The sequence below is a fragment of the Streptomyces spiroverticillatus genome (assembly GCA_014650415.1).
Lineage (GTDB): Bacteria > Actinomycetota > Actinomycetes > Streptomycetales > Streptomycetaceae > Streptomyces > Streptomyces spiroverticillatus.
Map to the genome: position 1 here is coordinate 232,084 of BMUX01000009.1, position 18,117 is coordinate 250,200.

An 18,117-nucleotide genomic window follows, 5' to 3' on the forward strand; every position below is an offset into this window, starting at 1 on the left:
CGCGCCCCCGCCCGTGCACCCATGCGCCCCGCATGCAGGATCGATGCTCCAGCTCCCTCTCGCGCGCGCCCGTAACCGGAGTTGGTGCGTGCAGTTGAGTTGTTCGTGGAAGAGACCATCGGAGTCACGGACGTCACGGACGCAGCCCAGATCCCCCAGCAGCGCGGCGATCAACTGCTCGACAGCGCCGTGCGGTACGCGGAAGAACGGCACTGGGACGTGGTCCCCGGCACCTGGCTGGAGGCCGAAGAGGGGGTGGAGCGCTGCACGTGCGGGGACGTGGCGTGCGCCGCCCCCGGTGCGCACGCGGCGAAGAACGACTGGGCGACGCAGGCGACCGGCAGCGCCGTCGCCGCGCGCCGGATGTGGCAGAAGAACCCGAAGGCCTCGATCCTGCTGCCTACCGGCCGCACCTTCGACGCCATCGACGTGCCGGAGACGGCCGGATTCCTGGCGCTCGCCCGCATGGAGCGCATGGAGCTGACCCTCGGCCCGGTCACCAACACCCCCGACCGCCGCCTGCTGTTCTTCGTGCTGCCGGGCGCGGGCGCCAAGATTCCGGATCTGGTAAGGAAGTTGGGCTGGGCCCCGAGCGCCCTGGACCTGATCGCACGCGGCGAGGGCGACTACGTGGCCGCCCCGCCGACCCGCATGGGCGCGATGGGCGCCGTGCAGTGGGCACGCCGCCCCACCCCCGCCAACCGGTGGCTGCCGGACGCGGAAGAGCTGATCAGCCCCCTCGCGTACGCCTGCGGGCGCGAGGCAGCGGCTGCGCGGGGGCGCGCTCGAACATAAAGTGGGCCCCGTATCACGGGGACCCACGAAAGGCTGACGACATGCCTGACCAGGCATTCGACAAGGCGGGCGGAGCGCATACGGCGCCGCCCGCCGCTGTACGTGTACAGGGTTTGTGGAAGCGGTTCGGCGACCAGGTGGCCGTCGCCGGAATCGATCTGGAACTGCCGGCCGGGAAGTTCATCGGCCTGGTCGGCCCGAACGGGGCGGGCAAGACCACCACCCTGTCGATGGTGACGGGGCTGCTGCGCCCCGATCATGGCACCGTGCACATCGGCGGCCACGACGTGTGGGCCGACCCGGTGCAGGTGAAGTCGCGGATCGGCGTACTGCCGGAGGGACTTCGGCTGTTCGAAAGACTGTCGGGGCGCGAACTCCTCGCCTACAGCGGGCGGTTGCGGGGGCTGCCCGGCGACGAGGTCGACAAGCGCGCCACCCAGCTTCTGGACGTACTCGATCTCGCGGGCTCGCAGCACAAGCTGGTCGTCGACTACTCGACCGGTATGCGCAAGAAGATCGGGCTCGCGGCCGCACTCCTGCACAACCCGGAAGTGCTCTTCCTCGACGAACCGTTCGAGGGCGTCGACCCGGTGTCGGCGCAGACCATCCGCGGGGTGCTGGAGCGGTACACCGGCTCCGGTGCCACCGTCGTCTTCTCCAGCCATGTGATGGAACTGGTGGAGTCGCTGTGCGACTGGGTGGCCGTGATGGCCGCCGGACAGATCCGCGCGCAGGGCACCCTCGCACAGGTGCGCGGCGACGCACCGACGCTGCAGAACGCGTTCCTGGAGCTGGTCGGGGCGAACGGGCACAACCCCGGGGACAGCCTGGACTGGCTCGGCGGCGGGGCTCCGCGATGAGCGTCGTCGCGGGCCATGCGCCCGGTGCGGAGTCCACCGGCGCCGTCTCCACGGGGCTGACGCCCTTGTTCGTACGGCTGAAGCTGTCGCTGTTGAAGAACGGGCTGCGGCAGTCGTCCGGGCGCAGGACGGCGTTCATCATCAGCGCCGTACTGGTGCTGGTTTTCTCGGCGTTCCTGGTGCTGGGGCTGATCCTGCTGCGGGAGACGCAGTACGCGCCGACGGTGACGGTGCTGCTGGCGCTCGTGACCGCTGTGGCGTGGGCGTTCATGCCGCTGTTCTTCCCCAGCGGTGACGAGACGCTGGATCCCTCGCGGCTGGTGATGCTGCCGCTGCGGCCCCGGCCCCTGGTGCGGGCGCTGCTGGCGGCGTCGCTGGTGGGCATAGGGCCGCTGTTCACGGTGTGCCTGGCCGTCGGCTCGGTGATCGCCGTCGCGCACGGCTTCGCTGCGGCAGTGACCGCCGTCGTGGCGGCCGCCCTGCTGGTGCTCACCTGCCTGGCGCTGGCGCGGGCCGTGGCGACGGCGAACGTACGGCTGCTGACCAGCCGGCGCGGGCGCGACCTGGCCGTGCTCAGCGGATTGATCATCGCCGTCGGCATCCAGTTCGTGAACTTCGGCTGGCAGCGGCTGGCCGCCACCGGCGGCATGTCGGTGCTGGAGCCGGTCGCGAACGTCGTGCAGTGGCTGCCGCCCGCCTCCGCCGTCGGTGCGGTGCACTCCATGAGCGAGGGCGCGTACGGGCGTGGCCTCGTGCAGCTGCTGCTCACGCTGGTGGTGCTGGCGGCGCTGTTGTGGTCGTGGGAGCGCGGGCTGGTCAAGCTGATGACCGCGCCGGACGGCTCGACCATCCAGGCGGCGTCGGACTCCGCGCGCAAGGAGTCCAAGGCGGGCCTGCTGACGCGCCTGCTGCCGGACGGGCGCACGGCGGCCACCGCACAGCGGGTGCTGCGCTACATCTGGCGCGACCCGAAGACCAAGGGCGCCTGGATCACCTCGCTGGCGATCGGGTTGATCGTCCCGGTGTTCAACGCGCTCCAGGGCACCGGCTCGGCGTACTGGGCGTGCTTCGCGGCGGGGATGCTCGGGATGCAGACCTTCAACCAGTTCGGTACGGACACCTCCGCGTTCTGGATGGTGGCGACGACGATCTCCACCGTGCGGGACGCCTACGAGGAGCTGCGGGCGCGGCTGCTGGCACTGCTGGTGATCACCGTGCCCTACACCCTGCTGGTGGCGGGCGTGACGACGGCGCTGGCGGGCGACTGGTCGGTGCTCCCCGAGGTTCTGGGGCTGGCCTTCGCCCTGCTGGGGGCGCTGCTCGCGGCCGGTCTGGTGGCGTCGGCCCTGTACCCGTACTCGGTCCCGCAGGACGGCACGTACAAGAACGTCGTTCCGGGGCAGGGGTCGCTGGCGTGGATGTCGCTGCTGGTGGGGCTCGTGGTGTCGACGGTGGTGTGCGCGCCGCTGATCGCGCTGACGGTCTGGCTGCACGTGGCCGGGCTGACGACTTGGTTCCTGCTGCCGCTGGGGATCGCGTACGGAGTGCTGGTGACCTGGATCGGGCTGAAGGTGGCCGCGCCCAGGACCGCCGCCCGGCTGCCGGAGATCCTGGCGGCGGTGAGCAAGGGGTAGGGCGCGGGGCGCCGGCTACGGGGTCGGCACGGTGTGGCCGCCGGTCTCTTCCAGGAAGGGCTCGATGGCGGCCCGCCAGCCCTCCGGCTGGTCGTAGTGGACCAGGTGGCCGGCGTCCACCACCTCGGCGTACTGCCCCCGCGGCAGCACCCGCACCATCTCCTGGGCCTCCGCGCGGCCCAGCTCGCCGTCCAGGCCCCGCACGACCAGCGTGGGGCACTGGACCTGGGACAGCTCGTCCCAGTGCGCGTCGTAGACCCAGGTGGCCCGGGAGAGCAGCATCTGGCGGCGGGAGAAGACCGGGCGCCAGCCGTCCGCCCGCTCGGCCATCACCTCGGCGAAGAACTCGCCGCGCGCCGGGGAGGGGCGCTCCACCCAGGGGTCGTCCTCGCCGAACCACTTGCGGACGTCGGCGAGCGTCGCGAACGGCACCGGCCAGGCCTTGAACCAGTCCTCCCACTCCCGCTGGGAGGCCGCCCCGAGCGCCGAGGCCCGCATGTCGCACACGACCAGGGCGCGCACCAGGTCCGGGCGCTTGGCGGCGAGCTGCCAGGCGGTGAGGGCGCCCATGGAGTGCCCTATCAGCGTGACCGGGGCCAGGCCCAGCTGCTCCACCACGGCCTCCGCGTCCGCGACGTAGGCGTCCCGGGAAAAGGGGCCGTCGGAGGGCTTCTCGCTGCGGCCGTGGCCGCGCTGGTCGAGGGCGACGGCCCGGTGCCGCTCGGCGAGCCACCTGGCGGTGGCCGCCCAGTGCGAGGAGCGGCCCATCAGGCCGTGCAGCAATAAGACGCCGGGGAGCTGCTCGGGGTCGCCGTCCTTGGGCGGGTCCGCGAACTCCCAGGCGGCGAGGCGTGCGCCGTCGGCTCCGGTCACGTCGATGCGCCGCACCATATGGCCTGGCACCCCCTTCTCGTACGGATCGTGCGTACTCGCCCCACGCTATCGAACTCGTATTCGAACATCGGGTCGCGGAGCCCAAGAACCCTCTTTCGAGTGACAGCGCTCAAGGATTGGCGTTCGCTGCCGAGGGGAGATCTTCTTCGGGAGGCGGACCGCTCGGGGAAGACGGTCCGCGGGAGCCGGCCTGAAGAGCTCGGGGCTCCAGGCCGGCACAGGGGAGGACAGGCCCCGGCGCCTCAGGGCGCCGGGGCCCTCCTTGTGCGGGGCGCGGCCGCGCGGACCGCGCTTGTGCGGGCTGCGCTCACACAAAACGTACGACGGGTGCATCTCCCGCCTCCTCCCCGGCCGCGAGTCGGGCCCGGCCGGCAGCCCTCATGCACATCTGGTGCCCCGGTTCGTGTGCCGCAGACACAGCGTGGCACGCGATCCGTCCGGCCGCTGGGATTCCGGCGGAGAAGTGGGCGGCGGAACGGGACCCAAGTCCCGTTCCGCCGAACGGAGTTGACTCAGCGCTTGGCGACGAAGACGTGCGACGCCGTCTCCGCGTCCAGCTCGGCCGCCTCGCCGCTGCTGCCGACCAGCACACCGCCGGGCGACTCGGTCACGCTGACCACCGAACCGGGCTGCACGCCCGCGCGGCGCAGCGTGTACATCAGTTGGGCGTCGGTCTGGATGGGCTCGCCGATGCGCCGTACGACCACGGTCTTGCCCTCCGTGCCCGGCGCGAGCTCGTTGAGGCTGACCATGCCCTCGTCCAGGAACGGGTCGGCCTCGGACTTCTCGCCCAGCTCCTCCAGACCCGGGATCGGGTTGCCGTACGGGGACTCGGTGGGGTGGCGGAGCAGTTCGAGGACGCGGCGCTCGACCGCCTCGCTCATCACGTGCTCCCAGCGGCACGCCTCCGCGTGCACCTGCTCCCACTCCAGGCCGATCACGTCGACGAGGAGGCACTCCGCGAGCCGGTGCTTGCGCATCACGCGCGTGGCCAGCCGGCGGCCCTCCTCGGTGAATTCCAGGTGCCGGTCGCCCGCGACCGTCACCAGGCCGTCGCGCTCCATGCGGGCCACGGTCTGACTGACCGTCGGACCACTCTGGTCAAGGCGCTCGGCGATGCGGGCGCGCATGGGGACGACGCCCTCCTCCTCGAGTTCGAGGATGGTGCGGAGATACATCTCCGTGGTGTCGATCAGTCCGGACATGTGTGCCCCTCGATGCTGTGACAGAAATCGTCGTGCGCTCGGTCTTCGTACTCGGTTGTGCTCAGTCGTCCTGCGCCGGCCCGTGTCCCAATTCTGACGCATCGCACTGACAACCGTGCCGGGCCGGGGCGCGGCCGTATTGACAGCTCCCGGCTCCAGACCGCAACGTGATCCGCGGCACGGACGCCGCCCCTGTTCGTAACCTTGGGTAACCGCCCCGCATTCCCGGCATCTCCCATGAAACCGCCACTGGAAAGGCCCTCCGCGATGAGCGAGAACAAACTGGCCGGTCAGTTCTTCGACGCCGCGATCGGCCTGCTCCATCGCGTACGGGACGAGGAGGCGGCCTCCATCGCCGCCGCCGGGACCGCGATCGCCGACACCGTCGCCGCCGGGGGGCGGCTCTTCGCGTTCGGTGCCGGGCACTCCTCGCTCGCCGCGCAGGACGTCGTCTACCGGGCGGGCGGGCTCGCCCTGATGAACCTCCTCGCGGTGCCCGGCGTCGTCGGCATCGACGTCATGCCCGCCACCCTGGGCTCCGCCCTGGAGCGCGTGGACGGCCTCGCGGGCGCGGTGCTCGACAGCAGCCCGGCCAAGCCCGGCGACGTACTCGTGGTGATCTCCCTGTCCGGGCGCAACGCGCTGCCCGTCGAGATGGCCATGAACGCGCGCGCCCTGGGGCTGAAGGTCATCGGCGTGACGTCCGTGGCGTACGCGAAGGACACCAAGTCGCGCCACAAGTCGGGCAGCTTCCTCAAGGACCACTGCGACATCGTGCTCGACAGCAAGATCGCGGTCGGCGACGCGGAACTGACGACGGAGGGCATCGACGCCCCCTTCGCACCCGCCTCCACGGTGGTCACCACCGCCCTGATGCAGGCGGTGATGGCGGCCGCCGCCGGGGAACTGGCGGAGCGCGGTGTCGAGGTGCCGCTGCTGCGGTCGGGCAACGTGGACGGCGGGCACGAGTGGAACGGGCGTGTGATGACCGAGTACGGCGACCGGATCTTCTTCCGGCACTGAGGGACTTCCGGGCCTCCGGTGCTGGTGCAGGATCTGCCTCGCACCGGTGCTGGTGCTGGTCCTGGTGCTGGTGCTGGTGCTGGTGCTGGTGCTGGTGCTGGTGCTGGTGCTGGTGACGTCAGCGCTCCCTCAGTACCTGCGCCAGGTCCACCGACGACGCCACCCGTACGGCGATGCTCTCCGCGTACGTCGCGTCCGGGCGTTCGAAGGCGGGGCGGGTCGCACCGCGCAGGAAGGTGACCACGCCCACCGTCCGGCCCCGGCTGCGCAGCACCGTGCACAGGGCGTGCACCGCGTCGTGCGGCCACTGGCGCTCCGTCGCCCACGCCGGGGCGTCGGCGCGCGGGCCCGCGCTCGCGCGCACCGCGCCGGTGCGCTCCAGCGCCTGGAGCGCCGGGTGCCCCTCCCCGTACCGCACGGGAATGCACGCCTCCGCGTTGTCCGCCGTGCACGGGCCCGGCTCGCCCGCGGGAGTGGCCGCGATCCGCACCAGCCGTTCCTCGCGCAGTACGTCGATCAGCGCGTGGTCCGCGAACCCGGCCAGGCCGAAGTCCAGATAGGCGGCAGCGGCCTCCAGCGGGTCCTCGCACTCGGCCGCCGTGCGCGCCGCCCGCTGCAACTGGTTGCCCCGGAACCGCAGCCGGGCGGCGTCCTGTTCGGCGGTCTTGGCGTCCGTCACGTCCTGGAAGATCCACCCGACGCCCAGCGGTACGGGTTCCTCCGCAAGGGGTGACGCCAGCCGCAGGAAACCGCTGCGCCAGCACCGGCGCCGCTCCCCCTCCGCCGTGCGCAGCGTCACCCACAGGTCGACCGGAGCGGGCGGCGTGCCCTCCGCCAGTACGTGCTGGAGCGCCCCCTCCAGCTCGTCGACGCCCTGCACGACGGTCTCCCCCAGCGGACGCCCCAGCAGCGTCGTACGACCGCCCCCGAGCGCACGCGCGGCATGCACATTGACGACGGTGGGCCGCAGATCCACGTCCACCAGCACCACCCCCCACGACGCGTCCTCGAACAAGACCTCGCTGAGCGCGATGGCCCGTTCCAGGTCGATCTGCGCGTGCACCTCGCCGAACGCGCTGTAGACCCCGGTCGGCTTCCCGTCGGCCCCCGTCACGGCCGCCGACTGGGTCCGCACCAGCACCCGCCCGCCGTCCTTGCGCAGCAACGCGAACTCATGCACCTGCCGCCCGCCCCCGTGCATCGCGGCCATCAGCCGCCCCTGCACCTCGTCGGCATCGGCGCTGCGCACCGCCCACCCGGCGAACCCGCGCCGCCCCACCGCATCCTCGGCGCTCCACCCGAGGATGCGCTCGGCCTCGCGGTTCCAGTGGGTCACGACCCCGTCGGCGTCGAACGCACAGAGCGCGGCGTCCATCCCGTCCAACAGCGCCGCGAGCAGCTCCGACCCGGCCCCCGCTTCCGCCCCGGACCCCGCCTCCGGCTCCGGCTCGGCGGTCCCGCTGCTCAGAGAAGCACTCACCCCGCACCCCCCGCAGGTGTCCGTCTGTGCACCGCGCGTTTGTGCTGCACGTCCGGATCATTCAACTCCACTGTGTCGCAGAGCACACCGGCTTCTGCGAAATCCAGGTGCTTCGGCAACCGGCGAAGGATTTCTTTCCGGACTCTTGAATGCTCCCCGTGCAGTAAGCAGGGGGATTTCTGGCTCAGGCTGCCGCCCGGACGAGCTTCCCCAAGCTCTCGGCTTCGCTCGAGCAGGGGACACCCCACTCACGCGCGGAGTTCTTGTCCCTGGGGGACGCAACCCCGCACGCAGTGCAGGTGTAGGTGCGTTCACCCAGCGGCAGGGCGTGCTTGGCTCTCGCTCCGCACTGCGCGCAGTCCATCGTGGTGAACGCCGGATGGATGAGGTACACGATGCGCCCGTGCTTACGGGCCATCTCAACCAGGGCCTGCTTCGTAGCGCCGATGGCGGCATCCGAAGCCTTGCGGGCCATCGTGGTTCTGGCCAGGAACCTGGGCCGGAAGTCCTCCACGGCCAATTCGTCATGATCGCGAACAACGCGCTTGGACCACTTACGGGCATCATCCTGCCGCTGCCGGGCAACTTTCTTGTATGCCTTGGCGCGTTGGCGCTTCGCCTTCCGGTAGCCCTTCGACGCGGCTTGGCCCTTCTTCGGCTTCCGGCGGGCCATCATCCGGTCGTAGCGGCAGACCTTCGCCTGAGACTTCTTGCCGTGCTCGAGGTGGGGCAGATCGTGGGCGTCGGAGGTGGTGGTCGCGGTCTCTGTCACGCCCCAGTCGATTCCGATCACCGCACCTGTCGGCGGGAGCTGCTCAGCGGACGCGGGGACGACGAAGGATGCGTACCAGTGCCCGAGAGTGTCCTGGTGGACGCGCACCGAGGACGCTGCGGCAGGCAGTTCCCGCGACCACACCACTGACAACTCGATACCGCCCGCGAGGTGCAGACGGCCGTCCTTGAGGCGGAAACCGTTCCGGGTGTAGTTCAGGCTGACTCTGTCCTCGTGCTTCCTCTTGAACCCCGGCAGCCCAGCCCGCCGCCGCACCGGAACGCGCTCCCGAATGTCCTTCTGCGCCTTGGCCCGGGACTTCCCGAAATCCCGGACGAGCTGCTGCTGCGGAACAGAGGCCCCCTCCCGCAGCCACGCCGTCCGTCTCCGGGCCTGGGTGAGCATCTTGTCGAGCTGCGCGGGACCGCAGGTCAGCCTTTCGGCATCGGCCGGGAGGGCTCTGTTCCGGGCGTGCGTCTGCTGGGACTTGGCAACGCACTCGTTCCACAACCACCGACACCGGTCCCACTCCGCCGCCAGCAACGTCCGGGCGCTGGACGACACCCGGAGCCGGTAGGTGAACCGGGCACGCCCGGCCTCCCCCGCTCCCGAGGCCCGGCCAGGCCCTGTCGTTGTCGTCATGGCGGGGAACTAGCCAGGCAGGCGCACATCCGTACCCCTTTGGCGCACACGTCCACCTGTCGCGTCACAGGCCGTACAAGCGTGCGAACCTCTGTCTCTCCGCCACGCCCTCAAACGTTTCCAATAAATCGGTTGAGGCTCCCGGCGAGGGCTCCTAATGTGTGGCCCACGCTGAAAGGAGGTGTTTCGGGAAATGATTTCTTTCCGGACTCGCGAGGTGGCTGCGGGCTAGTTGCCCGTCGTCGCACTCAGTGCGGTAGCCGGCGCAGCCGGTTCCAATCCCAAGCAGTCACCGCCCCGCGGGCTCGCCGGTATGTCCGGCCGGCCTCCTCCTCGGAGGGGACCAGAGCCCGCGGGGTTCTGCGTTGTACGGGGTGTGTGGTTCTACGGGTGTGTGGTTCTACGGGTTGAGGCGTTCCACGGACCAGGCGCCGGGGCCGGTGCTCACGTAGCGCAGCCGGTCGTGGAGGCGGTTTTGGTGGCCCTGCCAGAATTCGACCGTCTCCGGGGTGATGCGGAAGCCGCCCCAGTGGGGCGGGACGGGGACCTTTTCGCCTTCGGGGTAGCGGGCGGCCAAGTCGTCGTAGGCGGTGGTGAGTTCCTCGCGGGTGGCGATGGGGCGGGACTGGTTGCTCGCCCAGGCGCCGAGCTGGGAGCCGTGCGGGCGGGTGCGGAAGTAGGCGGCCGTCTCGGCGCGGGAGACGCGGGCGGCGGTGCCGGTGACGATGACCTGGCGGGCGATGCTGTGCCAGGGGAAGAGCAGCGAGACGTGCGGGTTCGCGGCCAGTTCGGTGCCCTTGCGGGACTCGTAGTTGGTGAAGAAGACGAAGCCGTCGCCGTCGTAGGCCTTCAGGAGCACCGTGCGGGTGCTGGGGCGGCCGTCGGGGGTGGCGGTGGCGACGACCATGGCGTTGGGCTCGTCCAGGCCCGCGGTGACCGCCTGCTGGAACCAGTGGGCGAACTGTTCCATGGGCGTGGCGGCGAGCGTCTTCTCGGCGAGGGGCTCGCTGCGGTACTGCTCGCGCATGGCGGCGGGGTCGGGGAGGGGGCCCTCTGCGGAGGGGTCGGACGCGGCGGGAGCTGTGTTCGGCACGGGGCCATCCTGCCGCAGGGGGTGGAGCGTCCTCGCACAGAGGGTGCGCAGGGACGGGGTGAGGTGTGGGCGCAGTCTTCCCCGCTCCAACTGGCCTTAATCCTCTCGAAAGTGGGTCGTGGAGTGTGCCTGTTCTCACGCTTCCCCGCATCAGTGGAACCCGCCAAAATCCGGGGTGGAGCCACTGTCGCCTCCCCACAGCAGGGGTATCGTTCCTGCCTCCCGCCGCTTGGCCTACACGCATAGAGGAGCCGCCTGATGTCCGACTTCGTACCCGGACTCGAGGGAGTCGTCGCGTTCGAAACGGAGATCGCCGAACCGGACAAGGAGGGCGGCTCGCTCCGCTACCGGGGTGTCGACATCGAGGACCTCGTCGGGCACGTGTCCTTCGGGAACGTGTGGGGTCTGCTGGTCGACGGTGCGTTCAACCCGGGTCTGCCGCCGGCCGAGCCGTTCCCGATCCCGGTGCACTCCGGTGACATCCGGGTCGACGTGCAGTCGGCGCTGGCGATGCTCGCCCCGGTGTGGGGTCTGAAACCGCTGCTGGACATCGACGAGGCCACCGCCCGCGACAACCTGGCGCGGGCCGCCGTGATGGCGCTGTCGTACGTCGCCCAGTCGGCCCGCGGTCAGGGGCTGCCGATGGTGCCGCAGCGCGAGATCGACAAGGCCGAGTCGGTGGTCGAGCGGTTCATGATCCGCTGGCGCGGCGAGCCGGACCCCAAGCACGTGAAGGCGGTCGACGCGTACTGGACGTCGGCGGCGGAGCACGGCATGAACGCCTCCACGTTCACCGCGCGGGTGATCGCCTCCACCGGTGCGGACGTCGCCGCCGCCCTGTCGGGTGCGGTGGGCGCGATGTCCGGGCCGCTGCACGGCGGTGCGCCGTCGCGGGTGCTGGGCATGATCGAGGAGATCGAGCGCACCGGTGACGCCCGTGCGTACGTCCGTCAGGCGCTCGACAAGGGCGAGCGGCTGATGGGCTTCGGGCACCGCGTGTACCGCGCTGAGGACCCGCGTGCGCGTGTCCTGCGGCGTACGGCCAAGGAGCTGGCGGCCCCGCGCTTCGAGGTGGCGGAGGCGCTGGAGAAGGCCGCTCTGGAGGAGCTGCACGCGCGCCGCCCGGACCGGGTGCTGGCGACGAACGTGGAGTTCTGGGCGGCGATCGTGCTGGACTTCGCGGAGGTCCCGGCGCACATGTTCACGTCGATGTTCACGTGTGCGCGCACGGCCGGCTGGTCGGCGCACATCCTGGAGCAGAAGCGCACCGGGCGGCTGGTGCGTCCGTCGGCGCGGTACGTGGGTCCGGGCGCGCGGAACCCGCGGGAGATCTCGGGGTACGAGGACATCGCGGGCTGAGGTCCGCGGGCGGTACGGGTAAGGGGCGTCCTCCGGGAGGGCGCCCCTTACCCGCGTGTGCCGAGGGCGGCCTCCAGCACCTGCGCCCACTGGGCGACCACCTTGTCGCGGCGCACGGTGTCGTCGGTGAGGAGGTTGGCGAGGCCGAGGCCGCGGGCCATGTCGAGGAAGCCCTGGACGATCTCGCGCACTCCGGGGCGGGTTTCGTCGGCGTGCAGGAGTTCCACGGCGATGCGGTGGCTCTCGCGGCCGACCCTGGCCTCCAGTTCGGTGACCCTGGCGCGCAGTTGTTCCTCGTTGGAGGCGGCCACCCACAGGTGCAGGGCGGCCCGGAAGAGGGGGCCGGTGTAGAGGTCGACTATCGCGCCGACGACGGCCGCTATGTGGTGTCCGGGCAGGGCGCGCAGTGCGGAGGAGCGTTCTTCGGCGACGTATTCGACGGCGGCGGTGAACAGGTCCTCGCGGGTGGGGAAGTGGTGCTGGGCGGCGCCCCGGGACACGCCCGCCTTCTCGGCGACGACGGACACCGTGGAGCCTGCCCAGCCGCGTTCGGCGAGGCAGGCCACGGCGGCCTCCAGCAGCCGCTGCCGGGTCGCCCGGCTGCGGTCCTGTTTGGGGGCGGTTACAACAGCCACGCGGGGTCCCGTCGTTCGAGGTGTGCGGTGACGCCCTCGCGTGCCTCGGCGGACGCGAACAGCGCTGCCGAGCGTTGTACCAGGTCTTCCGCGTCCCGGTCGAAGGCGTTCCGCATCTCGGCCGTCAGCAGCCGCTTGGTTTCGGCGAGCCCCTGCGGGGAGGCCCTGCGCAGTGCGTCCAGCACCGGTGCGAGGACGGTGTCCACGTCCGGTGCTGTTTCGGTGAGCAGTCCGATCTCCTGTGCGCGCGGTCCGGCGAAGACCTCACCGGTGAGGAAGTACCGGGATGCCGCCCTGGGGTCGAGGCGGGGCAGCAGCGGAATGGAGATGACGGCGGGGGCGACTCCGATGCGTACCTCCGAGAAGGCGAAGTCGGAGGCGAGGGAGGCGAACGCCATGTCGCAGGCGGCGAGCAGTCCGAGCCCTCCCGCGCGCGCGTGCCCGTCGACGCGCGCCAGCACCGGTTTGGGGAGTTCGGCGATCTGTCGCAGCAGGGCGACGAACGCGTAGGGGCTGGCGGGCGATTTGAGGTCGGCGCCCGCGCTGAAGGTGTTGCCGTTGTGCGCGAGCACCAGCGCCCGCACGGAGGTGTCCTTCGCGTACCGGTCGAGGGCGCGGCTCAGCTCGCTCACGAGGGACGCCGAGAGGGCGTTGCGGTTCGCGGGCGAGTCGAGGGTGAGGGTGGTGATGCCGCGGTCGTGCGTGGTGGGGGCCAGGGCCTGCCGTGTCACTGTCGCTCCCTCGCTATCGCTGCTCTGTCGCGCCGCATGGTTGTCGGCGTCGTATACCGGTCCTGCTGACCGAGCGGTAGTGCGTCCTGTCGCCAGGATTCATGCTCAGCCGCGTGCCCCGAACGGTGTTGGGCACACTGGTCGTCCGCTGTTGCCATACGGCCGGGTGCCAGCCTCTGCGGGCCGGTTCCGTTCCGTGTTCGGCGGACTTCCTCACGCCCCCGGTCCACCGGATCGGCCTGGACGTTCCGATACCCGCCACCATCGCTCTGGTGGTGGCGGGGCGGTTTCGTCCGTTGCCGGATCGGGTGTCCGAGGGCGCGCCTCCCGATCGCGATGCCTGCCGCGTCATGCCGGGTCATCGCGCGTTTACTGCTGGTCAGTGGTTTCTTCCAGTGTGCGGCTCCCCACATCGAGGTATAGGCCGCATCGACTGCCACCAGGGTCAGACCCTGCGAGGCTGCCATGTTGACCAGCCGGGCTCTGATCTTGCCCGTGGGAATGCAGCCGAGGAGGCGGCGGAAGCGCTTGTTGCCACCGAACCTCTCACGGGTCTTCCCTTACGAGAAGTCCAGATCCTCGATGGCAATCGCGGTTACACCGAGCCCGGAGGCCCGGCGCAACAACTGACTCAGGGAGTGGCGGAGTTGCGCATCCCGGAGGCTGGCGGGACCAGTGAGGTCGCACGGGAAGCGGTGCGGATTGCCGACCGGGTTGCCGTGCACGTCCAATTGGTACGCCGCAAAGTGATCCGCATTGGTGTCCACCCCGATCAGCCCCTCCGCCCGCACGGAGGCGATGGAGCCCACCTGGACGGTGGGCCTCTTCCACGAGGCGGTCAGATACCAACGCCCCCTGACTGCGTCGAAATGGATCTCGTACGCAACCGCTTGGTGGAGGGCAACGCGGTCCGCCCACTCCTGCCCACGGTGCCGGAATGCAACCTGCGCGGACAGCAGGTACCGCCCACGAGGCGCATTGGCCATGCGTGCCAGTGGCGTCGGCAACTTGATACTGACCTCACCGTTGGGAGTGACGCGGATCGTGTCATTCCCAAACTTCTTCCCGGCCTCCCCATCTGCGCGCAGGAACCAGCGCGCGGACTCCCAACGCTCCCTCCACTGAGCCTCGGTAAGCCCGGCTGCGACCAAATGATGGCGGTTGCGCGCGAGCTTCCTTCCTCCCCGGACCACTCGCACACGCCCCACCGCGAGATCAGCCTCTACGGCAGACAGGCGGGCTTCCAGAATGTGGAGGCGGCGAGACTTGTGGAACCACTCGGCCTGCGACCGGTATCCCCCCGGATTGCCCCTCGTTCCCTTGGCCCCGAGGGGCAGGGACAACCGGCGGCGCAACATTCGGATGCCGTCGGTAAGAGTGTCCCGGTACGCCAGTTGGCTACGCCGCGCCAACGCGTACTGGTCGTGGGTGCTCTTGGTCAGCGCACCCGCCCACCTTGAGGACGAACGTGCCGTGAGCTCCCTTTTGCGCAGTGCCCACGTCCGGCTGGTGTGCTCTTGCCCGGCCCGACAGTACTGGGCGAGGTTCGAAGCGGCGAGGGACCCGAGGTGAGCACCGACAAGACGCAGCACGGCCTCGTCCCCATGCGTGAGTCCTTTGAGCCGATCTCGGACCGTGACCCCTGGAGCCTCCTGGACCACGTATGGGTCACCGATTGGCCGCAACGCTCGCTTCCGCACACTCACCTCCCCAGCCTTCTTCACGACAGCCCTGATGGCTCAGGACCGTATGAGATGCGCCCAGTGGGCACACAGGAACGGAACTGGATCACCCGATCGAGTGCACTCAGGGGCAGGGCATCAGTACGACTTGGGAAGCCCCAGGGACTGGTGGGACACGAAGTTGAGGATCATCTCCCGGCTGACGGGGGCGATCCGGGCCACCCGGGAGGCAACGATCAGCGAGGCGAGACCGTACTCGCGGGTGAGGCCGTTGCCGCCGAGGGTGTGCACGGCCTGGTCGACGGTCTTGACGCAGGCTTCGGCGGCGGCGTACTTCGCCATGTTGGCGGCCTCCCCCGCGCCCATGTCGTCGCCCGCGTCGTACAGGGTGGCGGCCTTGCGCATCATGAGGCGGGCCAGCTCGATCTCGATGTGCGCCTGTGCGAGGGGGTGCGCGAGGGCCTGGTGGGCGCCGATGGGCGACTTCCAGACGGTGCGCTCCTTGGCGTACTGGACGGCCCTGCCCAGCGCGTAGCGGGCCATGCCGACGGCGAACGCGGCGGTCATGATGCGTTCGGGGTTGAGGCCGGCGAAGAGCTGGAGGAGTCCGGCGTCCTCGTCGCCCACCAGGGCGTCGGCGGGGAGGCGTACGTCGTCGAGGACCAGCTCGAACTGCTTCTCCGGGGCCTGGAGTTCCATGTCGATCTGCGAGCGCCCGAAGCCGGGGGTCTCGCGGGGGACGATGAACAGGCAGGGCTTGAGGCTGCCGGTCCTGGCGTCCTCGGTGCGTCCGACGATCAGGGTGGCGTCGGCTATGTCGACGCCGGAGACGAACACCTTGCGGCCGGTGAGCACCCAGTCGTGGCCGTCGCGGCGGGCGGTGGTGGTGATGCGGTGGGAGTTGGAACCGGCGTCGGGCTCGGTGATGCCGAAGGCCATGGTGAGGCTGCCGTCGGCGAGACCGGGCAGCCACTGCTGCTTCTGTGCGTCGGTGCCGAAGCGGGCGATCACGGTGGCGCAGATCGCGGGCGAGACCACCATCATCAGCAGGGGTGATCCGGCGGCCCCCAACTCCTCCAGGACGATGGACAGTTCCGTGATGCCGCCGCCTCCCCCGCCGTACTCCTCGGGGATGCTGACGCCGAGGTAGCCGAGCTTGGCGGCCTCGGACCACAGGGCGTCGGGGTGCGCCTCCTCGGCGACGATCCTGGTGAAGTAGTCGCGTCCGTAGCGCTTGCCGAGGGTGGCGACGGCGGCGCGGAGCGCCTGCTGCTCCTCGGTCTCGATCACAGCGTTCTTGTCGGTGGTGCTCATGCTTCCTGGTCCTCCTGTGCACTGGTGTCCGTGACGACGGCGAGCAGGGTGCCGACCTCGACCTGGCGGCCGGGGGCGGCGTGGAGCGCGGTGAGCGTGCCGGAGGCGGGAGCGGTGACGCGGTGCTCCATCTTCATGGCCTCCAGCCACAACAGGGGCTGGCCCGCCTCGACCCGGACGCCTTCCGCGAGCCCTTCGGCGATCCGTACGACCGTCCCCGGCATGGGGGCGAGCAGGGAGCCGGGGGCGGTGCGCGCGGTGGGGTCGGGGAAGCGGGGGGCGGGGGTGAGGGCGTAGGAGCCGGTGGGGGTGTCGACGTACACGGTGCTCGCCCGCACCGTGCTGGTGCCCTGGCCGCTGCGTCCGGTGCTGGTGCTTGCGCCGCTGCGTCCGGTGCTGGTGCTCGCGTGCACCTGTACGCGGTGGCGGATCTGCACCCCCTCGGTTTCGAGGACGACCTCGTGCGGGGTGACGGAGACGACGCGGTCGACGCCCTCCACGCGGTAGCCGCCGTCGCGCTCGCGCCGGTAGCGGACTTCGTGGCCGTTGTACGTCTTGGTCTGCGGCTGTGACGGGACGTTCCGCCAGCCTCCGCCGAAGCGCCCGCCCCGTGCGGCGGCGTCCGCGAGGGCGGCGGCGACGGCGGCGAGCGCCTCGCCCGGGGGCGGGGTGGTGAGGGCGTCGAGGTGGCGGTCGTAGAAGCCGGTGTCCAGGCGGGCGGCCCGGAAGTCGGGGTGGCGCAGGGAGCGCACGAGGAGGTCCCGGTTGGTGACGGGGCCGTGCACGCGGGTGCGGGCGAGGGTGTGCGCGAGGGCGCGGACGGCTTCGGCGCGGGTGGGGGCGTGGGCGATGACCTTGGCGAGCATGGGGTCGTAGTGGACGCCGACGGTGTCGCCGCTCTCGAAGCCGGTGTCGAGGCGCAGTCCCGGCCCGGTGGGGACGTCCAGGGTGTGCAGGACGCCCGTCTGGGGCTGCCAGCCGCGGGCGGGGTCCTCGGCGTACAGGCGGGCCTCCACGGCGTGCCCCCGGGCGTCCGGGGGCGTCGGCGGGAGTGCGTGTCCCTCGGCGACGCGGATCTGGAGGGCGACGAGGTCGATGCCGAACACGGCCTCGGTGACGGGGTGTTCGACCTGGAGGCGGGTGTTCATCTCCAGGAAGTACGCCCTGCCGTTCGCGTCGACGAGGAACTCGACGGTGCCGGCGCCGACGTACCCGACGGCGCGGGCGGCGGCGGTGGCGGCGTCGTGCAGGGTGGTGCGCTGTGCGTCGGTGAGCCCCGGGGCCGGTGCTTCCTCGATCACCTTCTGGTGCCGGCGCTGGAGCGAGCAGTCGCGGGTGCCGAGCGCCCACACGGTGCCGTGCGTGTCGGCGAGAACTTGCACCTCTATGTGGCGACCGTTTTCGACGTAGGGCTCGGCGAAGACGTCGCCGTCACCGAAGGCGGAGCGCGCCTCGGCGGAGGCTGCCGTCACCTCGTCCTGGAGTTGTGCGAGTTCCCGGACGATGCGCATGCCGCGTCCGCCGCCCCCGGCCGCCGCCTTGAGCAGGAGGGGCAGATCGGCGTCCGTCGCGGTGGCCGGGTCGACAGGGGCGAGCAGCGGGACGCCGGCCTTCGCCATCAGTTCCTTGGCGCGGGTCTTGGACGCCATGGCCGCGATGGCGTCCGGGGACGGACCGATCCAGGTGAGTCCGGCGTCGGTGACGGCGCGGGCGAAGTCGGCGTTCTCCGACAGGAACCCGTACCCGGGGTGCACGGCGTCCGCACCTGCGGCAAGGGCGGCCTTCACGACCAGTTCGCCGCGCAGGTAGGTGTCGGAGGGGGCCGCGCCCGGCAGACGTACGGACGCGTCGGCGGTACGGGTGTGCAGGGCGTCCGCGTCCGGGTCGGAGTGCACGGCGACGGTGTCGATGCCCAGCTCGGCGCAGGTGCGGAAGACGCGGCAGGCGATCTCGCCGCGGTTGGCGACGAGGAGGGTGTTGATCACTGGGTTCTCCGGG

General features: G+C 70.9%; 15 protein-coding genes. 5 read left to right on the top strand and 10 right to left on the bottom strand.

Going from position 1 to position 18,117, the window contains the following annotated elements; all coding sequences use genetic code 11:
- The first annotated feature begins 105 nt into the window (after positions 1-105).
- Genes IE269_RS24450 through IE269_RS24460 form a run of 3 tightly spaced genes read left to right on the top strand, consistent with a single transcriptional unit; the run spans position 106 to position 3,289 of the window.
- Positions 106-795, top strand: coding sequence for a bifunctional DNA primase/polymerase (locus IE269_RS24450; protein WP_438817619.1), 690 nt, complete (start codon positions 106-108; stop codon positions 793-795).
- A 41-nt stretch (positions 796-836) separates the two neighbouring features.
- Positions 837-1,655, top strand: coding sequence for an ABC transporter ATP-binding protein (locus IE269_RS24455; protein ID WP_189825269.1), 819 nt, complete (start codon positions 837-839; stop codon positions 1,653-1,655).
- Positions 1,652-3,289 carry a transporter gene (locus IE269_RS24460; RefSeq protein WP_189825270.1) on the top strand — a complete coding sequence of 546 codons (1,638 nt, stop codon included), beginning with the start codon at positions 1,652-1,654 and terminating at the stop codon, positions 3,287-3,289. Before IE269_RS24455 ends, IE269_RS24460 begins: the two co-directional genes overlap by 4 nt.
- A 15-nt stretch (positions 3,290-3,304) precedes the next feature.
- On the opposite strand, the gene IE269_RS24465 is transcribed toward IE269_RS24460, so the two are convergent.
- Positions 3,305-4,180 (bottom strand): alpha/beta fold hydrolase, encoded by an 876-nt coding sequence (locus IE269_RS24465; RefSeq protein WP_189825271.1) that lies wholly within the window; start codon positions 4,178-4,180, stop codon positions 3,305-3,307.
- A 515-nt stretch (positions 4,181-4,695) separates the two neighbouring features.
- A complete protein-coding gene (locus IE269_RS24470) occupies positions 4,696-5,388 on the bottom strand; it encodes an iron-dependent transcriptional repressor DtxR (RefSeq protein WP_189825272.1) in 693 nt (230 codons plus the stop codon).
- Between the two features lie 267 nt (positions 5,389-5,655).
- Here IE269_RS24470 and IE269_RS24475 point away from each other — a divergent pair, with 267 nt between their 5' ends.
- Positions 5,656-6,411, top strand: coding sequence for an SIS domain-containing protein (locus IE269_RS24475; protein ID WP_189825273.1), 756 nt, complete (start codon positions 5,656-5,658; stop codon positions 6,409-6,411).
- A gap of 118 nt (positions 6,412-6,529) precedes the next feature.
- On the opposite strand, the gene IE269_RS24480 is transcribed toward IE269_RS24475, so the two are convergent.
- From IE269_RS24480 to pdxH, 3 genes are all read right to left on the bottom strand, one after another.
- On the bottom strand, positions 6,530-7,891 hold the full coding sequence (locus IE269_RS24480) for a PAS domain S-box protein (RefSeq protein WP_189825274.1): 1,362 nt from the start codon (positions 7,889-7,891) through the stop codon (positions 6,530-6,532).
- A gap of 184 nt (positions 7,892-8,075) precedes the next feature.
- Positions 8,076-9,305, bottom strand: coding sequence for an RNA-guided endonuclease InsQ/TnpB family protein (locus IE269_RS24485; protein ID WP_229898184.1), 1,230 nt, complete (start codon positions 9,303-9,305; stop codon positions 8,076-8,078).
- A 400-nt stretch (positions 9,306-9,705) separates the two neighbouring features.
- Positions 9,706-10,332, bottom strand: coding sequence for a pyridoxamine 5'-phosphate oxidase (pdxH, locus tag IE269_RS24490; RefSeq protein ID WP_189825405.1), 627 nt, complete (start codon positions 10,330-10,332; stop codon positions 9,706-9,708).
- A gap of 324 nt (positions 10,333-10,656) precedes the next feature.
- Here pdxH and IE269_RS24495 point away from each other — a divergent pair, with 324 nt between their 5' ends.
- Positions 10,657-11,757: a citrate synthase 2 gene (locus IE269_RS24495; protein WP_189825275.1), complete on the top strand. Its 1,101-nt coding sequence runs from the start codon at positions 10,657-10,659 to the stop codon at positions 11,755-11,757.
- Positions 11,758-11,804: 47 nt separating this feature from the next.
- Here IE269_RS24495 and IE269_RS24500 read toward each other — a convergent pair whose 3' ends face one another.
- From IE269_RS24500 to IE269_RS24520, 5 genes are all read right to left on the bottom strand, one after another.
- Positions 11,805-12,392 (bottom strand): TetR/AcrR family transcriptional regulator, encoded by a 588-nt coding sequence (locus IE269_RS24500; RefSeq protein ID WP_189825276.1) that lies wholly within the window; start codon positions 12,390-12,392, stop codon positions 11,805-11,807.
- A complete protein-coding gene (locus IE269_RS24505; RefSeq protein ID WP_229898185.1) occupies positions 12,380-13,123 on the bottom strand; it encodes an enoyl-CoA hydratase family protein in 744 nt (247 codons plus the stop codon). The genes IE269_RS24500 and IE269_RS24505 overlap by 13 nt, the downstream gene beginning before the upstream one ends.
- A 560-nt stretch (positions 13,124-13,683) precedes the next feature.
- Positions 13,684-14,715 (bottom strand): hypothetical protein, encoded by a 1,032-nt coding sequence (locus IE269_RS43825; RefSeq protein WP_438817620.1) that lies wholly within the window; start codon positions 14,713-14,715, stop codon positions 13,684-13,686.
- Between the two features lie 228 nt (positions 14,716-14,943).
- Positions 14,944-16,119 (bottom strand): acyl-CoA dehydrogenase family protein, encoded by a 1,176-nt coding sequence (locus IE269_RS24515; RefSeq protein WP_189825277.1) that lies wholly within the window; start codon positions 16,117-16,119, stop codon positions 14,944-14,946.
- Positions 16,116-18,104 (bottom strand): ATP-binding protein, encoded by a 1,989-nt coding sequence (locus tag IE269_RS24520; protein WP_189825278.1) that lies wholly within the window; start codon positions 18,102-18,104, stop codon positions 16,116-16,118. The genes IE269_RS24515 and IE269_RS24520 overlap by 4 nt, the downstream gene beginning before the upstream one ends.
- Positions 18,105-18,117 lie beyond the last annotated feature (13 nt).